The organism is Evansella sp. AB-rgal1 (genome assembly GCF_041820985.1).
Classification (GTDB): Bacteria; Bacillota; Bacilli; order Bacillales; family Salisediminibacteriaceae; genus Evansella.
Map to the genome: position 1 here is coordinate 43,358 of NZ_JBGUAU010000026.1, position 18,484 is coordinate 61,841.

At 34.0% G+C, this 18,484-nt stretch carries 17 protein-coding genes and 1 pseudogene; 6 read left to right on the forward strand and 12 right to left on the reverse strand.

Going from position 1 to position 18,484, the window contains the following annotated elements; translation table 11 throughout:
* Positions 1-153: 153 nt before the first annotated feature.
* The 5 genes from ACERII_RS19405 to ACERII_RS19425 all read right to left on the reverse strand — a co-directional run bounded on the left by ACERII_RS19405 (position 154) and on the right by ACERII_RS19425 (position 4,830).
* Positions 154-603: a DinB family protein gene (locus tag ACERII_RS19405; protein ID WP_373644506.1), complete on the reverse strand. Its 450-nt coding sequence runs from the start codon at positions 601-603 to the stop codon at positions 154-156.
* Between the two features lie 151 nt (positions 604-754).
* On the reverse strand, positions 755-1,513 hold the full coding sequence (locus ACERII_RS19410; protein ID WP_373644507.1) for an aminoglycoside phosphotransferase family protein: 759 nt from the start codon (positions 1,511-1,513) through the stop codon (positions 755-757).
* A 275-nt stretch (positions 1,514-1,788) separates the two neighbouring features.
* Positions 1,789-2,652 carry an RNA polymerase sigma-70 factor gene (locus tag ACERII_RS19415; RefSeq protein WP_373644508.1) on the reverse strand — a complete coding sequence of 288 codons (864 nt, stop codon included), beginning with the start codon at positions 2,650-2,652 and terminating at the stop codon, positions 1,789-1,791.
* A 4-nt stretch (positions 2,653-2,656) separates the two neighbouring features.
* Positions 2,657-3,937, reverse strand: coding sequence for a phytoene desaturase family protein (locus ACERII_RS19420; protein ID WP_373644509.1), 1,281 nt, complete (start codon positions 3,935-3,937; stop codon positions 2,657-2,659).
* Positions 3,938-4,305: 368 nt separating this feature from the next.
* The gene (locus ACERII_RS19425; protein ID WP_373644510.1) at positions 4,306-4,830 is read right to left on the reverse strand and encodes an AAA family ATPase; all 525 of its coding nucleotides are present in this window, start codon (positions 4,828-4,830) and stop codon (positions 4,306-4,308) included.
* Between the two features lie 144 nt (positions 4,831-4,974).
* Here ACERII_RS19425 and ACERII_RS19430 point away from each other — a divergent pair, with 144 nt between their 5' ends.
* Complete coding sequence (locus ACERII_RS19430; RefSeq protein WP_373644511.1) at positions 4,975-5,409, forward strand: DUF2383 domain-containing protein; 435 nt, start codon at positions 4,975-4,977, stop codon at positions 5,407-5,409.
* A 288-nt stretch (positions 5,410-5,697) separates the two neighbouring features.
* Here the strand turns inward: ACERII_RS19430 and ACERII_RS19435 are convergent, their stop codons facing one another.
* Positions 5,698-5,898: a hypothetical protein gene (locus ACERII_RS19435; RefSeq protein WP_373644513.1), complete on the reverse strand. Its 201-nt coding sequence runs from the start codon at positions 5,896-5,898 to the stop codon at positions 5,698-5,700.
* A 446-nt stretch (positions 5,899-6,344) separates the two neighbouring features.
* Between ACERII_RS19435 and ACERII_RS19440 the strand changes: the two genes are divergently transcribed.
* Positions 6,345-6,536 (forward strand): hypothetical protein, encoded by a 192-nt coding sequence (locus tag ACERII_RS19440; RefSeq protein ID WP_373644515.1) that lies wholly within the window; start codon positions 6,345-6,347, stop codon positions 6,534-6,536.
* A gap of 30 nt (positions 6,537-6,566) precedes the next feature.
* On the opposite strand, the gene ACERII_RS19445 is transcribed toward ACERII_RS19440, so the two are convergent.
* Positions 6,567-7,061, reverse strand: a complete 495-nt coding sequence (locus tag ACERII_RS19445; protein ID WP_373644516.1) for a DUF402 domain-containing protein — start codon at positions 7,059-7,061, stop codon at positions 6,567-6,569.
* Between the two features lie 308 nt (positions 7,062-7,369).
* Positions 7,370-7,681, reverse strand: coding sequence for a hypothetical protein (locus ACERII_RS19450; protein ID WP_373644517.1), 312 nt, complete (start codon positions 7,679-7,681; stop codon positions 7,370-7,372).
* A gap of 327 nt (positions 7,682-8,008) precedes the next feature.
* Here ACERII_RS19450 and ACERII_RS19455 point away from each other — a divergent pair, with 327 nt between their 5' ends.
* On the forward strand, positions 8,009-8,446 hold the full coding sequence (locus ACERII_RS19455; protein WP_373644518.1) for a YndM family protein: 438 nt from the start codon (positions 8,009-8,011) through the stop codon (positions 8,444-8,446).
* Between the two features lie 395 nt (positions 8,447-8,841).
* On the opposite strand, the gene ACERII_RS19460 is transcribed toward ACERII_RS19455, so the two are convergent.
* The 4 genes from ACERII_RS19460 to ACERII_RS19475 all read right to left on the reverse strand — a co-directional run bounded on the left by ACERII_RS19460 (position 8,842) and on the right by ACERII_RS19475 (position 11,233).
* Positions 8,842-9,456 carry a GNAT family N-acetyltransferase gene (locus tag ACERII_RS19460; RefSeq protein WP_373644519.1) on the reverse strand — a complete coding sequence of 205 codons (615 nt, stop codon included), beginning with the start codon at positions 9,454-9,456 and terminating at the stop codon, positions 8,842-8,844.
* Between the two features lie 181 nt (positions 9,457-9,637).
* Entirely contained in the window at positions 9,638-10,144 is a 507-nt protein-coding gene (locus ACERII_RS19465; RefSeq protein WP_373644520.1) for a GNAT family N-acetyltransferase, read from the reverse strand.
* A gap of 124 nt (positions 10,145-10,268) precedes the next feature.
* Positions 10,269-10,754, reverse strand: a complete 486-nt coding sequence (locus ACERII_RS19470) for a tetratricopeptide repeat protein (protein WP_373644521.1) — start codon at positions 10,752-10,754, stop codon at positions 10,269-10,271.
* A 32-nt stretch (positions 10,755-10,786) separates the two neighbouring features.
* Positions 10,787-11,233 (reverse strand): GNAT family N-acetyltransferase, encoded by a 447-nt coding sequence (locus ACERII_RS19475; protein WP_373644522.1) that lies wholly within the window; start codon positions 11,231-11,233, stop codon positions 10,787-10,789.
* A gap of 371 nt (positions 11,234-11,604) precedes the next feature.
* On the opposite strand from ACERII_RS19475, the gene ACERII_RS19480 reads away from it, so the two are divergent.
* From ACERII_RS19480 to ACERII_RS19490, 3 genes and pseudogenes are all read left to right on the forward strand, one after another.
* Positions 11,605-14,622 (forward strand): EAL domain-containing protein, encoded by a 3,018-nt coding sequence (locus tag ACERII_RS19480; RefSeq protein WP_373644523.1) that lies wholly within the window; start codon positions 11,605-11,607, stop codon positions 14,620-14,622.
* Between the two features lie 251 nt (positions 14,623-14,873).
* Positions 14,874-16,949, forward strand: coding sequence for a methyl-accepting chemotaxis protein (locus ACERII_RS19485; RefSeq protein ID WP_373644524.1), 2,076 nt, complete (start codon positions 14,874-14,876; stop codon positions 16,947-16,949).
* 727 nt (positions 16,950-17,676) lie between these two features.
* A pseudogene (locus tag ACERII_RS19490) lies at positions 17,677-18,472 on the forward strand (transposase); the annotation flags it as partial.
* Positions 18,473-18,484: the final 12 nt, after the last annotated feature.

The following is an 18,484-nucleotide window of genomic DNA, read 5'->3' on the forward strand; positions in this document are numbered from 1 at the left end:
TGAGTTATTTATTTCTATAATAAATTTTCACTGTTCTACAAGATTACTTGTTTTTGTTTTACTAAAACTACGTTACTTAAACAAGAGCAGTAACAGCAGCCTCTTGTGCTATCGTTACTCCGTTAGCTTAATATCAACATGCATATGTAGTTATCATAGATGTAATTTCTCTTTGATTTGTTTTAGATGGTGTCCATCGTGTTTAATGAATATTTTAGCAATACTTTCTCCTGAGTACTTCCTTTTCCCCCCGCCAATAGTGAATCTAACATCTTTCCCGACTCTTGATAATTCTTCACTAAGTTCTTTCCGTATTTGTACAAATCTATCAATAATAGACTCAACCGAAAAAACTTCAATAAACGACATTGCCTCTTCATTATGTTGGTCATGGTCTGGAAACTGTGGTAAATCAGCATCTTCAACCATATAAGGTACCATCTCTTCAAGAATGAATTTATCCCAATAGTATAGATGTCCCACGACTTGTATAATTGACCACTTTCCTTCTTTAATAGGTTCAGATAGTTTTTCTTCAGATATTTCTTTTAAGTCCAAAATATTATCAACCATTTCTTCAAACTGACTAAATGTTTTATTCAAGGGATTTCCTCCTCAGAATTTAATTGAATGTTGCAATTCCAATAATAACACAAAACGCACCACCGAAGGAACGTGTGTTCTCTTTTTTTAGTTAGTATGATTTACAAGTTTTTTGAGTAACTCCCGGTGAAATTACGCATGTGTTGTCATTTCACCATAAGCAGTAATGATTGATAATCTTCATAAGTCGTTCAGAATTCTCCGTTGAGACACTTTCAGATAATCTTGCGCCAGCAATGACAGGCGCCCATTGAAAAACCTCAGACTTTAAAATCCCGCTCTTTTCACAATAAAGTCGCAAGTACATATCAGCTAATTCTGATGAAACTTGAGAATACAAAAGATAAGTCCGATATACATCAGCATAGATGTCTCCTGCACTGGCATCGACCCAATCTATAACTACCACTTTGTTGTTGTCTGTCTTAATCAAATTAAATATATGAAAGTCTCCATGACAGAGCCTATTTTCATAAGTAAATGAATCCAATTTCTTTAACAACTCAATTTTTTGTTTTTCATCTAATTTATTCATAGTCTCAATTTGACGGTATAATTTATCATACATTGCTTCGATTGCTTCTGGCTTAGGATTAATGCTATGAATTTTCAGTTGCATATCGACTGAAATATTCAGGTAATATTCTGCTTGTTTTTTATCTTTGAACACTAAATCTCCTAATGTTTCTCCCTTAATGAATTCCATTATAATTGCTTGTTCTCCGTTAATCTTAGTAACACCGAAAACCTCAGGTACAGGAAGTCCACATGCATATGCATATCTTTGCTTATTTGCTTCATTTGTGGATTCCGTATCTGGCAAAAAACCGTTAAAAACTTTTACTATTTTATTGTCAGAATGATAAATTTTTGCAGTATTTCCTTTTGCTATTGGATTACCTAAATCCATTGGGTTCTCCCCCGCCTTTTTAATAATTTCTGCCTATAAGTTTAATAAGAGAATGGTTTCTCCTTATTGAATCAATGATGAGTTTAAGTATCTATTTTCACAACCAAAGTCTTTACTATTGAATTATACCATGAAATTTCCATTCACTTTCCAAGTAAGCAGAATATGAATCTAGCAAACATGAGCTAATTTAATTTGTTTTTTGATAAAAAAAAAGACAGATTCACTATGTGAAAAGGTCTCTTTTTCGCAGTAAAAATTTCTGTTTTCTCCTCCTAGAGAATTGGTAACTTGTCAGGATTCAGGGTTATATATATTTCATTAATTTTATCATTATTAATATAAAAACTTAGGATGCTTTGAACCTTACCATTTATTAGAAATACGATTGCTGGTTGATAATTTACTTTTTTCACTTCAAAGTATAAGTCTTCGGGCGCATTTTTAATAATACCGTATAGAAAGGCAATAACATTATTACTAGTAACGATGGGTCGGATAGCAGCATTGACCTTTCCTCCACCATCAGAATATAAAGTTACATTATCAGTTATAAGTTCTAATAAGGCAGCAGTATTATGCATTTGAAATGCTTCAATAAAGAGATTAATAATGTCCTTATTTTTCTCATAATTTAAACTTTCATCCTCTACTCGTGAGACCCTTTGCTTAGCCCGACTAAGAATTTTTCGGCAGTTCTCTTCTTTCTTTTCTATAATATTGGCAATCTCAGAATAGGAGTAGTCAAAAACCTCTCTTAAAAGAAGAACGGCTCGTTCATCTGGCGCTAAATGTTCCATCATTCTTAAAAAAGCAATACTCAACCCTTCTTTTTTTAACACAATATCGGAGGGATCGTAGTCATTGGTTTTCTCCATCAATAAGGGAACTGGATTCCATGGCCCCACATATTTTTCCCGTCTGCGCCGTATTGATTTTAATTCATCAAGACAACGATTAGTCACCATTTTACAGAGGTAGGCTTTCATATTATCTATTTTCTTCTCATCAATTTGGTACGCTTTTAAAAAGGTTTCATGTACAACATCTTCCGCTTCCACAATAGAGCCAAGCATACGATAGCTTATGGAAAACATCAATGGCTTAAATTGTTCGTAATCCTCATTACTAATTTGCACGCTATCAACTCTTTTCCTTTTTTATAATTTCCTCAGCCGCTTGTTTCCCGCTAGTGACTGCTCCTTCCGACAATATTAAATTTGGTGAAGTCCAATCTCCCGCTATATATAATCCAGGGATTTTATTTTTAGAACACTGTAACATTTCCTCATCACCTGGTTGAGGTAATCGCTGGTTAACTGTAATGTCAGGAATAAAGCGACTCGTAATAACATAGCTTTTCCATCCTGGTTGTATCTTTTCTAAAAATTGCTCAAGCTCCATTTTCACCTTTTTCCGATCTATGTTTTCATTTGGTTTGTGGTATTTAAATACATGCATAACTATACTTTTGGCATCATCAGAGAGTCGCGCATAATTTGAATGTACAGAAAAATAAATTGGCTCCACAATTCCCATGGCGAATAATTTCTTTGGATTCGGAAGCTGCGTTAAAGCAATATCAAGTGTAGCCCCATTTACAGATTGTATTTCAGTAAACGATTCAATTTGGGAGAAGGGAGACTTTTCACCTAACATCTGATTGAGTTCATTTGGCCCTACTGTACTTAACACATTTTTCCCAAAAATAACCTCTTCATCAGTTAGTACCAATTTAAAATGATCCTTTTCAATAGGAAAAATCTGTTTGATACTCTTACTTGTTTGAACCTGTACACCACATGTAACCGCATTATTGTGAAGTTGGTCTATCATTGTTTGCCAGCCTTTATCTAGATATAGTACACCGCTCAGGGAAGCCTTCAAATGAAATAACATAACCTTCGCGCTTACTTTTTCAGGAGAATGACAATACGTCGCAAGTCTGCCTAGTAAAAAGAGTATTGATTGCACATTTGCTGAACGAGTTGTTTGCTGAACCCATTGCTCGAATGTTTGATTTACTAACTTTTCATTATCAATTGATATCACATTCATTAAAACTTTAGCCCATTCAATACGTTCTTTCCAACTTAAAAATTTTGTATTGAGCAAACCTAAAGGAGAAAAAGGTGCAATATATTCATAATTATCTTTAACTAAAATGCCACCTATCTTTGGTGACTTTCCAGAAATCTGTATATTTAATTCCTCGAGAATCGCCTTCGCTTTACTTTTTTTATATAGAGCATGTGGTCCTAAATTAAAATACTGCTGACGTATATGATCAGTTCTTGCTCTTCCACCTACATTTTTATTCTTTTCAAGTACTAATATAGATAAATTGTAACTCGCTAAATAATTGGCTGCCACGAACCCAGCTAGGCCACCACCGATAATAACAACATCCCATTTTTGACCCATAAGATAACCTCCTCTTATTATTTCATAAATCAAGACGAGGAAGGGTGAATATTTGTGACAAATATCTGGTCATAAGTTTTTGTTATCAGAAAAGAAACATTCCTTTTTTACATACCTGCTCTATAGGGAAGCTAAAAGGTAATACGGTCGTGAACTTATGGCGTATCATCAACTCAAAGTGGAGGATGGTGAAGAGTGGAAAGAGCTATACGGACAACTCCCCATAACGGTGAACCTCCAAGCGAATAATCCACCACGGATTTATTACTAAGAGGTTCCTGCCCCACACGCTGATAGTCCGAGACGGGCGGGATTCAACATGCAGCCTATTACGCACTGCAAAATTACAGCCCGTTATCTTATTAGCTCTACTTCTTTCGTTGAAGTATTTCTCTAATATTATTTGTGTGCTGTATAACTTCTATCTTGTCTTTATATATGTCATATTTGTTGAAAAAATGGACTTTTCCCACATCCTCAAAGTAACGATTCCATTGAAACATTTTTAAAAATATCTTAAATGTTGGTTTGTAATTCGATTTCTCTAATCGAAGCTTCTGTTTGATAAACCGCTGTATGATTCGGTACGTTCTTGTTGAGTATTTCGTATCTAAAAAGATAATCAAATCTGCACGTTGAAAACTATTGCTTACCCACTCCTCACTATGCACTCCTTCCATTATCCAACTTTCCGATTGGATAATACTGTTTAGATACTCTTCTCTTTCTTGTTCCGTTCTTCTTATTTCCCCAGACGTATCCCTTATCCAGATAACATTATCTAATTCATAATGAGGTATCGTTAGCTTTGAAGATAATTCTTTTGCTAAGGTTGTTTTCCCACTTCCAACAGAGCCAATAATATGTACTTTTTTCGGTGTTTTCGTCTTCAAGTAACCACCTAATTCTAATAATTTGTGTTTAAAACTTGTTCTATTTTAAAAAATAAGAATGAAATACGACAAAAAGTATGGATTCATTTTTTTTTGCTAAAACTATAAACCCAATCAATGAAATAACCAAAAGGAATGATTCCAATGAATAATCAGGATGTTGTAAAAACGTTAAATAAGTTACTTCAAGGCCAATACATGGGGGTACATTCTTTTGAAGAATTCATTAAAACTCTTGAAGAGTCTTCCCCGCTTCGAAATAGATTCATTACCATCCAAAAAGACTTAAAACACCATGCAGACTTGCTTTCCGAACGAATACAAGAGCTTCAAGGAACTCCAGCTACTAGTGAAGGGGTTATCGGCAAGATCGAACTTTCCATTAGCCAACTATTTGACCATTCAAGTAGTGATCAAGAAATTCTAAAACATGCAATTAAAGGAGAAAATCTCTATGGAATTAAAATGACGGAGGAATTGGTTCGAGATAAGCTCGATGAACAAAGTTTGAACCTCGTATCTTCTATCTTAGACAAGCAAAGAGAGCATGTCGATTATTTAAAATCTGAGTTGCACTGATAACTCATTAAAGGAACTATTATATTATTGCAACAAAAAAGAAAGCGATCATCTTTGTCATGCTATTTATCTCTTCCCCTTAGTATCATATTAGGATCGGTCTCCCGTTATCTTACGTATTTTTCCTTATGAGGAGTAACTAGTCTATAAAACTATTTTTCTCTACGCGCCATCTTATACGACCAAGTTACGTACAACAAGCGGTTATACCGATTCCATTACTTCTACAAAATGGGTGATAAAGTCTTTATCCTCGAGGTAGCTCCTTATGTTGACGCTCCCTCTACTTTAATTATTTGATAAAAAGTAATTCTTTGTTATTTTTGCCAAAACAGCCGATAACGGAATAAAAATAACTGGAAAAATAACTAAATACATTACATCGAGATAAAATAAAATTAATAAAGGATCTATAAAGTAAAAGTAAAAATGATGACTCACATACAAAATTAAAAGAAAAAACACCCAAAACAACAGAGTCTCCTTCATATGATAACCTCCTTCTTAATGAAATCTTATTAAACAATCATCCTCGTTGACCCTACACCATTACTTGAATAAGTTTCACCATATTTAAGTTTACATTAAAGAAAAGCAGGCGTTCTGTACTATAAACCACTCCTTATTCATGATTCGACCCCACCAATCCATAAAAGAGTGGACCCACTCGGACCAATGAGGGTATCAGCAACATGGGGGTTGATTAAATAAGGGGAGAAACTTCCCTTATTTAGAAATTGGAACCAAAAATAGTTAAAATAGACGGAAAAATTACTGCTATTTACTTAATAACCATGATAATTTGATTATTTTGCTAGATTAAAAGGAAAATCTACCCTTATTTCGCCCTAAACAAGCTATATTCTGCAGCTTAAAGGGAATATCTCCCCTTATTTTAAGGATCTTTGGTCACTCATTTAAGGAAAAAACTTCGTATGCCGCAAAATCAATTTTCACAATCCTACCCGTTTATTGAACAAAAACAGGAACAGTTACATGGACTATCGTTCTCCATTTATTCAAGTGCAAATCATCAAATACTCTTCCATCCTCGTTCAAAATATCCTTTAGAATGGGTATCATTACTAAAACTGAACGACCACAATCTCTTTATAGCATCATTATAAGTTTCATTATATTGTTCAAAACCGATGTCACTATTCTCCATGCAAATTTCTCAAGAAATCTTCATCAAACGGAAAATCTTTCGCTTTCACTTTTCTTTTTAATTCCTCTAGTGCCTTGATTGCTGACTCTTTTAGTTCCACAGGGTAGCCATATTTAGAACTATTCGTTACAAATTCATCTTCATCGATTACTTGCCAACCTACTTTATTTCTATTAACGAAATCTAAATCCAAATCAACAAAACGAAGGCTGTAACCTTCCAACTTAGAAGGCTTCGCAATATTGCAATAATACGAAGTAACCTTACCATACTCTATCTCCATTGCAGCTGTAAACCACTCTTTTAACGAAAAATATTCGATAGATGAATTGTTTACTGTAAACGTTTCTTCCTTTGTATAATGCTTTAATTGTCTCCCAGGTTTGCAATGTACCAACACATAATCTTCCGTTTTTTGAAGTAATTCTCCTTGCCATTCATAGTGGGGGATATTTGGATATTTTAATGCCATAATATTTATCATTTCTCTCATTTTCCTCCCAATAATTCCGATTACACCGCAAAAAGTAGTATCAACATGTAAGTAATTTTAAGGAAAGAAAAATCCTAAAAAACAATAATACATAAAATGCTAATGGAAACACAGTTATCGTTATCCCTAACATCCTTCTATGCTCTTTCGATTGAATTACAACACCAACTAACCATATCAACAATGGTAGCATAAAATACCATCGACACGTTCTAAAAACCTCAAACACATTTATTCCATCAACCACTTTATCATTGAATACACGCTCCCACGTCCTTACCTATTCGTAGTTACTCCCCTTAGTATCCGATTGATTCTATCCTCTGTTTGAATTCATATATTTCATAGCTAGTTCGAGAACCATCCTTCTTAATTTCCATTAAAAAAATCATATTCGATATTTCTCCACGATACATATTACTTCCTAAATATCTTATATTTGTTATTTCTGAGGAATCAGCAAAAACCGTTTCTTTTATATTAGGGTCAGCAAAAATTCTTGAAACTGTCTCTTCCGCTTTTATGTGATGATACAAGTTATAAGGATTAAACAATAATAACGCTGCAATGAACAACACAACGCATAAGACAAAAATAATTGTCCTTTTCATAGAGTAGAGAACCTCCTATTCAATAATTATTTTACAAGTAACCTAACCCCCCTTAATTTTAACATTGTTTTCCATTTTTTGTTGCGCAAAAAACGAGATACCTCGATGACATCTCGTTTTTTTACAACCCACTAGTTTGTCAAAAAAATTACCAAAGTCTTAGCTCAAGTCTTGAATATGCATTGTTCACTGTTCTAAATTCATGTGGAAATATAAACCTCATAACCGAAGGGGCCATCCCGTAGATTAATGAAATCACTATTTGTGAAAATAACCAGTTTGTAACCTCTTCTTTTAAACCATACTATTCCTAAAAGGAGTTTTTATATGATGGAGCATATTAAAGTACTTTTGTTAAAGTTCGTTGCTAGCTTTTTTATATTCTGGATTAGCTTTGATTTGTTTTTTGACGCTACGTTCGTAGACATTGTTTCCTTTAGCTTGTTAGTTACAATTATTACGTATGTAATCGGAGATCGCATGCTTCTTCCTCGAATTGGAAAAAGGGAATCCGTTGTTGTGGATTTTTTCCTTACCTATATCGTTGTTTGGGTATTCGGAGGAATTGTCTTAGATAGCTATTTACTTATTGCTTGGGGAAGCATTATTTCTGCTACGCTTCTTGCTGGATCTGAAGTGTTTGTCCATTCCTATATTTTAAAGAATGTAAAACCTATTCGCCTGGAAAAACAACGTCACTTTTCTCAACGTTTTGCATTCGAGTTCGCCGAAGAACAAGATCCGAATCCAGATAAGAACAAGTAAAACATGGAAGCAGTGGGGACGGTTCTTGCTGCTTCCTTTTCTATCCCTCCCTCTGTAACTGCCAAACCAATCATTGACAAGATGCCTAGTATAAAGGATTTTAACCTCGCTAAAGTTGGAATTTTGTTTTAAGCTAAAATTATCATCCACAGTGAAAAGAATTGCTGGTTTGTATAAAGCCCAGTTTCCGACTCTAACCATGCTTTTGATTCCATAGTTCCCCCTAAATAGCCATTATTCAACTGGTTGCACCGACGCCATTACTTCTACAAAATATGTCCTTGATGAATTCTATCTCTTCACTTAAATTATTTATATTCAAGCTGGTGAAGTATGGGTTAGGACCTCTACCCGTAAATAGTTTCAAAAGTTCACTTGATGTGATATTAGAAAAACTATTGAAGAGTAATTTGGTTAATTTTCATAATATAATTTTGGTCACTAGTATTGTTTTTGAAGTAATCCTCTTGAAGTATTCCGAAAACCGCACAGTCTTTGTATTGATTCTTGGCATTACGAATCTTATGTCTGATAATACCTTCTTGAACCATCCCTGCTTTCCCCATCACTTTTCCTGAAGCAGGATTATCAATGTTATGTGCTGCAGCGATTTTATGTATGTTCATGTGTCGGAAACCGAATTCCATAACCGCCCTTAGCGCTTCTGTTCCACACCCTTGGTTCCACCATTTATATCCAATCGTATAACTTACCTCACAGTTTCCCGTACTTTTATCGAAGTCATACAAATCGATTTCTCCAATCAATTCACTATCCACTTTTCGCTCAATAGCCCACCAACAAAAATCTTTTCTGACATAATTCCTTACAATTTTTTCTATCCTCTCCATTGTTTCTGGAACAGTCTTGTGTGCCGCACTGACTCGATTGTCCGAAACACGTTCGTCCGAAAGCCAGTGGTTGAAAGCCTTTTGAGTATCAGCCGATTCCATCTTTCTAAGAAGTAACCGCTCAGTTTCAATTATGGGTGTTCCTAAATAATGTATCATTACTTCACCCTTCCTAACTAAGACACATATCATTATTATAACCATCATGATCCATTCTTGTTTCTTTAAAGCAATAGTAATAATACTATTCCGCCTACTAAAAATAGAGTAGAAAAGAGGAGGAGCATTCATCCACTCCTGATCCTCTCTGACAAAAACGGAATTGAATTGTTATTATAACTTACAGCGATTTATAATAAAAAACGGTAGAATCCAGTTCTCCATTTGCGGATTTAGCATAAAAAGGGATCTTACCAGCCTCTATAAAACCAATAGAAGAATAGAGGAGGTTCGAAGGGTCACCTTCTCTTGTATCAAGAACTAATAAAGTCTTCCCTTCTTGCTTTGCTCGTTCCTCTGCTCCATTCATCAGATAGCGACCAATACCATTACGTCGGTAGTTTGGGTGCGTCATTAGCTTAGCAATTTCAGCTCTATGACTACCATTTTGTTTCGTGCATAATTGCAATTGTACAGAACCAGCTATCTGATCATTTATTTTTGCGACAAACAAAATAACTTCAGGATTTACTACCTCTCTCCAGTACTTGTTAGCATCAGTTCGTTGCAGTGGTGGTAAAAATCCTATCGACGCTCCCTCTTCTACGACTTGAATCAGAAGTTCCGATAACACATCTATGTATTTTTCAACGGAATCTATTTGTTCAATTGTCAAATTATTGATCATGAGAATCATCACCTTATCTATTTTTATTTTTCCAAGCAGAACCGTTTACGGAATCATTGAATATATAAAATAATCACCTTTCACCTCAAATCACTTTTCTTTCAGTGATATCAACATTCCAATCCTACTCCCAAGTCTCATCCAGCTTATCACTATAAAACTCAATGGCTCTTTTATACCTGTGGATCTCAGGGTCCTTTGTCGTATCTACCAGGCATTTGAGTAGTAACTCCATCGCTTTATCATGTTCTTTCAAATTATATAAGGTCATGGAATAGAACGTCTGCATTGCTCTATTATTCGGAAATAGTTCCATTCCTTTTAAAAATGTGCTTTTTGACTTTTCATATTGTCCTAATGCTCTATATGTACTGCCTAATCCTAAGAACGCTCCTTCTAAATCCTTTTCTGGCAAACCAATCGTAATCGCGCTCTCATAGAAGGGCACTGCCTTCGCCTCTTCTCCTAACAAATCAAAACTCCAGGCACATTGGTAGTTAATGATAGAGTTATCAGGGAACTTCTCTACCAATCTAAAAAGTAATTCATTCGATTCTTTATGATTTCCCTTCCTTCGTAAATCAATGGCTTCTTTTAGCTTGTTTTCCATTTCGTTCACCTCTAATACTCTCTTCGTTACTTCTAAAACGAATACACAAACAATTCTTCTCCATCAACCAACTTTCCTGTATTGATAAAACCGATTTTTTCATATACACGCTTTCCTTTACTATTCTCTGGGTCCGTAGATAAATAGATATCATTACAATCCTCTATTTTTTTCATTTCGGAAATGATAAGTTGAATTGCTTCTGTTCCATAGCCATTACCTTGAAATTTATAGTCAATCATAATCCTACAAAGCTCATAGTAGCCTTGTTGTTCCGCATAACCATACATGGTAAAACCAATAATGATACCGTCTTTTTCAATTGCTTTTGTAGTCCATGTTTTCTCAAACTGAGCTTGAACTAATGACAAAGCATTAGACGCAACAAACTCCTCAGAAATTGTAGGCAACTTCTTACTCGTCGATAAAAAAATAACCTCTAACCAATTCTCTTCAGTAATATCTATGAGTCTCATCATCTAGCATCTTCCTTTTTTTTAGGATCTGTTATCATTCAATGTTGATTTTCACATCAGGTTAGTCGCTTGTAGCGGGTAACACTTCAGCCTATTTCGATTAATGTAATTATTATTGATTATAAAATAAATATACAGTAGACACCATATTCTTGTACCAGTTCTGAATTTATCACAACAAAATAAATCAATGATACATTACAGGTCGCCACATCAATAAAACATACTAAAAAAGTGGTTAAAAGACCTAGTTAATTTCTTCTATAATTTACAGTTTTCTCGGAGATAATGTAGTAAGATGATATTGTGAGAGTATAGAATTAGTTTACTTTTATATTATTATATCTACTTAATTTAAATAGTAGGAGATGAAAATGACTACAATTCAAACAATCGGAGTACTTACACCAATATTAGATGGTTTTTACAATGGTAATTTGCTACTCGGTATCTCTAAAAAGGCAAAAGAATATGATTGTAAGATAATAATTTTCGGTACATCTGCTAGAAATTATTCTCATACATTTTCATCAGCTTATGTTGATGCTTGGATTGTTATTATGGATGCCGTCGACAATCAGTATATAGAAAATTTACGAAAAAAAGGCAAACCTATCATCGGGATTAATACAACTTTAGACTGTGACTACATAGTTTCCATAGATAATGAAAAGATGATGGATTTAGCCGTTCATCACCTCATTGAACACGGTCATGAACGAATAGCATATGTTGGAGATAATTATTTTTTTGATGCAAAAGAAAGGTTTACTTCATATTTAAGATCGTTAAAAAAACACAATATTGAATATGGCAAATCCTACTTTTATAATGCTTTGGAAAAAAGTCCTTTTGATATAGTAACAAATATGATTGATAATAAATTACCCTGTACTGCTATTATTTCAGTGAATGATTTCGTTGCTCGCGAATTAGTTGATATGTTCCATCGATTTAATGTGAACGTTCCTAATGATGTTGCTATTATTGGATTTGACGATAGTCCAACTTCTGTAACAAGCAAGCCGTCATTAACAACCTTCCATCTTCCTATAAGAGAAATCGGTGAACAGGCAGTTAGTGCAATTATTAACCTTTCTGAAACAACCTCAGACTCACATGATAACGGCCATTACATCAACAAATATATTAACGTTAACAAAATTATTAATGTAAAATCGAAGTTCATGTTAAGAGAAAGTTGTGGTTGTAAGATTGACTCCTCCAAAGAGATTACTGATGGTCCATCCGATACGATAAAACTTTTATCAAATATGATAGATCGTAATTTCAACTTGGGGCAGATGATGCAAGCAAGTAACTATAAGAATGTTTTAGACTTAAAATGGCTCATTCATACTCCTTTCCAAAAAGCCTTACTAGGATTATGGGATCCAAATGATGATAAACAATTAAAAGTAAATAAGTACAACACAAATTTTGAAATTGGCAAATATGAAAATATTGCACTTGAAAATTGCTTACCAATAAATTTCCCTCCAAAAAAGACATTGTTCAATGAAGAGTTCATGGATGGAGAACACGCAATTATCATTATACCTATTGTTCAAGAAGACAAAGAACTAGGGGTTTTGGGGTTTGTTGGTTTACAGGACATTTTTACCTTTAGTCAACCTTTGAACACAACATATCAATTAGCAAATTTCTTTGGAGCAGCACTACTAAAAGAAGCAATGTATGAAGAAAACAAATCATATTCTCATCAATTAGAGATAATTTCTAACATTATGTATGATGGCATATGGACACTAGACTATACTTCAAAGAAAATTTCCATCCGTGGAGGTATTAATCATATTCTTGGATATTCATTTAATGGCTATGAAAGTACACTAAACGATATGTTTAATCTAATTCATCCCAAAGATCTATTGGCTGTTAAAAAAAGCTTCCAAAGTCATATCGAAGAAAATACTCCATTTGAAGTAGAATGTAGATTTCGCCACGCTGAAGGACATTTCATTTGGATGTATATTACCGGACAGACTCAGTATGATCCTTTTGGAAACGCTTCAAAAGTATTAGGATCCATTATGGATATTTCTATCCGAAAAAAAAATGAAGAACGAATTAATGAACTAGCCTATTCTGACAAATTAACTGGTTTGGCTAACCGATTTTATTTTGAAGAAAAATTGATTGAGATACTCGACGAAGCGAATAAGAACAAAGAGAAAGTAGCTTTATTTCTATTTGATCTAGACCGATTTAAATTTATTAATGATAGTTACGGTCACCAAGCAGGAGACAGATTGCTCCGATATGTGGCAGAACGAGTTCGGTCTCTCACAACTGAACAACAATTATTTGCTAGATTGGGTGGCGATGAGTTTGTCATAGTCATGCCAAATATTAAATCTATAGATAGCGCTTACCTTTTCGGATCAAAGTTAGTTACTTGCCTGAGTGAACCATTTATTGATGATGAGAGAGAATATCTTATTTCGAGTAGCATTGGGATTAGTTTACACCCTGATGACAGCAAAGATGCGGAAACAATGATGCTACATGCAGACTTAGCTATGTATCATGCAAAATCACTTGGTAGGAATCGCCTTCAACTATTTAATGAGCAGATGCGAAACAACAATTCTCAACAATTAAACTTTGAATACAGACTCCAAAAAGCCATTGATAAAAGGGAGTTTACTATTCAATACCAACCTATATATGAATTTTCTACAGGTAAATATATTGGGGTTGAAGCATTATTACGTTGGGAATCTCCAGAACTAGGATTAGTGAACCCTCAGGAGTTTATACCATTTGCAGAAAAGACTGGGTTCATTATACCTATTGGAGAATTCGTTCTTCGAGAAGCGTGCTTTTTAAAGCAGTTATTAAATGCTAATGATCTTCCATTTGTAAAAGTTTTTATAAAAATTTCATCAAAACAATTAAATCATGTTAACTTTGTCTCTCGAGTTGAGAAGATAATAAATGAGATAGGCTGTAGTCCTGAAGATTTCTTTTTTGAAATGACAGAATCAACGATGATGGATGATACTACCCTCATTTCAAGAAATATAAAAAAACTTATTAACCTCGGGCTAACTTTTACGATGGATGATTTTGGTACAGGCTATTCATCCCTCTCGCTTCTAAAAAATTTACCTGTACAAATAATTAAAATCAATAAATCTTTTATTGATAATATCGCTACAGACCACAGGGACCGAGCCATAGTAAAATCTATAACTGACATGGCACATACAATGTCTCTAAAAATTGTTGCAGATGGGATAGAAACAGTAGCACAAGTGGATATTCTAAAAGAATTAAATGTCAATTATGCTCAAGGTTTAAGAATTGGTCAACCATTAGCAAACGAAAATGTAATTCGATGGTTCCACTCCAAATCTAACAGATAATCTTTTAGCAAGTGTTTCGTTATTTTATATAAATGATAGATAAGAATAGAGTGAAAGCTAGTCGAGATCAGGTTTCTCTTGTCCAATTATTCATATATATATCGACTATCATAAATGTAAAAAGACGGATATAAAAAATATAGGGGAGGTGTTCCTTAGTATTTATTGAATGAAGATTCGTTTTTTGATCAATATGTTAACTTTTATGGAAATGGAAAGTACCTACATTTTTTTACAACAGAGGAGAAGCTATGAAGAACCTAATACAAAAGTGGATTAACAAATCGAAAAATTGGATTCATCTTATTTGGACAAAGATAAATAAAAAATATAACGAAAAATCATCATATCTGGACAAAATATCATTAGGTAAGAATGTTTCACTAAAATGGAGGCTTGTTACTTTTTTTATTTTATTTAGTATAATACCCAGTATCATCATAGCAAGTTTTGTCTTTAACATATCTCGTAATGCAATAGAAGAACAAGTGTCTAATATGAATTCAGACATATCGAATTTGATTACACATAGTGTTGATCGAATTATTACTGAAACAGAAACGAGCACCTTAATTGCTATTTCGAATCAAGAGTTTATTAATACAATCTCTGAAGAAGAGTTTGATAATTCTGCTCATTCACAGGCATCGCGAATTGCAGAAAGAACGGTAGTATCTATTAAGTTTACCAATCCAAATATTAATCAGATGTTCTTTGTTAGAAATGATGGTAGGGTTTTAGTTAGAGAAGATGCAGATGATGTTAACTTTAACAGAGACGAACTCTTAGGCTCCGAACTTCATGATGAAATTATGGGAAGTAATGAGTCGATATGGTTACCTGGATATAAAGATGATATGGATAATGTTTATGTTTTTCGACCGTTACGTGATTATACGAGTAGAGTTTTTGGATTTATGACCATAACGGTTGACCGTAGTGCTTTTTCAGAAGTTTTTGCTTTAGCAAATGAAAGCTCTAGTATCATAAATATTGTGGATAGCAATAACCAAGTTGTGGTGAGTTCGGATGAAGATAATATTGGGAAAAGCCTTGATACTTCTCTTGAATTGTCTAATAAAGATAATCTAGTAACAATAAATAGTACATCTAACAATTGGGATGTTATCATTTCAACTCCTAGATCCGTGCTAATGAAAGATATAAATAATGTCATATCTCTTGTTTATGTTATAGTTGGTCTTTTAGTTATTATCGCAATTATTTCTGGTTTATTTATAACATCTGGACTGACAAAACCAATTTACAGAATTAGAGATTTGATGAAAAATGCGGAAGATGGACACTTATATGTACGGACAGACTATACTAATAACAATGAAATCGGTCAGTTAGGCCAAAGTTTTAACAATATGCTAGAAAATATTACAAGTATTATACAAGAAAATAAAAAAGTATCACTCTACGCATTAAACAGCTCTGAGCAAATGAAAAAGATTTCAATTGAATCATCCGATGTTGCAAATCAAATTGCAGCTGCAATTGATGAAATGGCACATGGTGCTATGAAGCAAGTCGATGATGCTGAACATACAAGTAAAGAAATGAAAGGATTATCAACTGAGATTCAAGAAGTTACGGCAACTGTCCAAAATGTATCTACTTCTATATCAAAAACAAATCAGCTGAGTAATGATTCAATACTTAAAATGGATGATTTAACAAGTATTAATCATGAAGTTGGAGATAACATTACTCAAATTGATCACACGGTTGTTCAGCTTCTCAAAGATGTTAATGGTATTAAAAGTATCGTCAAGTTGATTAAAGAGATAAGTGATCAAACAAACCTCCTCTCTTTAAATGCTGCTATTGAAGCAGCTAGGGCTGGAGAAAGTGGAAAAGGGTTTTCAGTAGTTGCCCAAGAAGTTAGAAAGCTCGCGAATCAATCTAAACAATCTACGATAAGAATTGATGCAATCATTGAAAATATATTGGCTCAAACAGAAAACTCTGTATCCCTAGTAAAAACATCAAGAAATTTATTTAATCAACAAACAACATCAATACAATCTACAAGGTCTTCTTTTGAAGAAATCATTAATGACACTAGCGTTATCGGTAACGAAATTCAATTAATTGAGAGTGCTATCCAGCGAATCAATGTTAGGAAAACCGAGGTTGAGAACTCCATTACGGAAATGGTTAAGGTTGCTGAGGATAGTTCCGCTACAACGGAAGAAGTAACAGCAACAACCGAAAATCAAGCTGTTTCAGCAACTAAATTAGGAGAAATTTCAGAAGAACTATCTAGTATCATGATTGACATGGAAAAAGTACTCGATAAATTTAAATTGGCAGAATAAAAGAAGAAAAAGGAATAAATCGAAAAATAGTAAAGATAAGGAAAGTCTCAACTAACGGTGTCTTGCGTTAGTTGAGACTTCAATAGTTTGAGTGTGCTTTCTCGTTAGGATAAGTTTTCTATATTTATAAATATCTTTGGCCAAAAGCGTCTATCTTTAGGTAGGCCCTCTATATCACAAAAAAATCTTTGCTTGAACTTACTTAAGCAAAGATTTTTTTCATTGATATGAAGTAAAGTTTCAACTTGCAACCGATATGTACTTGTCCCCTTAATCCTTTTTCCTTTGCATAATAGTACAAAAGTGGTAAAACAAAGAATCGCCTCCGTTTACACTTACCTCTTTTGTTTACACACTGCGCTATTTTGAATAATAAATTTCTCTTTATTCCGGTTAAATTAAACCTCATTTGGTTCTTTTCCCCATCCACGAACTAACATCACGCCACTTAAGTCTCTTTGCAGAAATCCAGCTATTAGCACCAGAAGTAAAATCATTTGGTTCCCAATCATCATTATCAACCCAAGAAGCAGTGGTAACGGTTCTTGCTGCTCCCTGCGTTTCATTGTACGAAAGAAAAAAGATAGCACCACAGTTTTTGTGGTTAACGGATTTACTTTAGAGGTGCAAAACGGCAAATCACAGACGAATTCACACGTAAATCACATAACTTTCACAACCGAAATCACAGTATCATTCGCATATTAAAAAGGTATGAAGAATCACCTCTCTACCTATTTTCGAAAAGAAAATAGAAAATCAGTTAGACGTTCCTCACAATGAACTTCATGATCAAATGCCACTTCACCCTACATGGGGTGTGAAGAAAAATAGTGAAGGAAAAAATGTGTTTTGGTATGGATATAAAGGCCATTTGGCTGTGGATACCAAATCTCAATTTATCCTCCATTCCATGATTTCTTCTGGTAGCTTAAACGATGGAAAAGGAGCTATCCCTTTACTAAAGGGGATAGAGAGCAACTTTCCAGATCTTAGGATAATCTTTGCACTAATGGATGCAGGTTATGATTATGATGCCATTTATGAACAAGTCCATCGAATGAAGGGCTACTCCATCATTGCTTATAATAAAAAGAATGAATCAGAACCAATTGGGTTTGATCAACATTTTGCACCAACCTGTGTACGGGAACATTCCTATCGATATGATAGTTTTGATGGAAAGTACCAAACATTAAAATATACTCGCCCGAAAAAGTGTATTGTTTGCCCACTAGCAGATGATTCACTATGTCAAAAGGTTTACAAAATAAAAATAGAATCAGATTTACGGCGTTACAGTGCCCCAGCACGAGGTTCCGTCTCTTGGAAGGAACTATTCAAGGAACGTGCTCTGTTGAACGTGTTATTGGTTATTTAAAAGAGTTCTTTCAGTTGAATAATGTAAGATACCGAACTGGAGAACGAGCAAAAGTACATTTTAACTTAGTTACCATGGTATACAATGGTATGGTATGAGACTTGCAAGGAAACAATCTAACTCTCATTCAGTAGCAGCATAATTTTTTAAATTG

Coding starts and splice junctions, on each gene's coding strand:
- ACERII_RS19475 (WP_373644522.1), bottom strand. CDS start 11,233: ATGATGAGACTCATAGATATTACTGAAGAGAATTGGTTAGAGGTTATT.
- ACERII_RS19480 (WP_373644523.1), top strand. CDS start 11,605: ATGACTACAATTCAAACAATCGGAGTACTTACACCAATATTAGATGGT.
- ACERII_RS19470 (WP_373644521.1), bottom strand. CDS start 10,754: ATGGAAAACAAGCTAAAAGAAGCCATTGATTTACGAAGGAAGGGAAAT.
- ACERII_RS19435 (WP_373644513.1), bottom strand. CDS start 5,898: ATGAAGGAGACTCTGTTGTTTTGGGTGTTTTTTCTTTTAATTTTGTAT.
- ACERII_RS19460 (WP_373644519.1), bottom strand. CDS start 9,456: ATGATACATTATTTAGGAACACCCATAATTGAAACTGAGCGGTTACTT.
- ACERII_RS19420 (WP_373644509.1), bottom strand. CDS start 3,937: ATGGGTCAAAAATGGGATGTTGTTATTATCGGTGGTGGCCTAGCTGGG.
- ACERII_RS19410 (WP_373644507.1), bottom strand. CDS start 1,513: ATGGATTTAGGTAATCCAATAGCAAAAGGAAATACTGCAAAAATTTAT.
- ACERII_RS19440 (WP_373644515.1), top strand. CDS start 6,345: ATGCCGCAAAATCAATTTTCACAATCCTACCCGTTTATTGAACAAAAA.
- ACERII_RS19455 (WP_373644518.1), top strand. CDS start 8,009: ATGATGGAGCATATTAAAGTACTTTTGTTAAAGTTCGTTGCTAGCTTT.
- ACERII_RS19445 (WP_373644516.1), bottom strand. CDS start 7,061: ATGATAAATATTATGGCATTAAAATATCCAAATATCCCCCACTATGAA.
- ACERII_RS19465 (WP_373644520.1), bottom strand. CDS start 10,144: ATGATCAATAATTTGACAATTGAACAAATAGATTCCGTTGAAAAATAC.
- ACERII_RS19450 (WP_373644517.1), bottom strand. CDS start 7,681: ATGAAAAGGACAATTATTTTTGTCTTATGCGTTGTGTTGTTCATTGCA.
- ACERII_RS19430 (WP_373644511.1), top strand. CDS start 4,975: ATGAATAATCAGGATGTTGTAAAAACGTTAAATAAGTTACTTCAAGGC.
- ACERII_RS19485 (WP_373644524.1), top strand. CDS start 14,874: ATGAAGAACCTAATACAAAAGTGGATTAACAAATCGAAAAATTGGATT.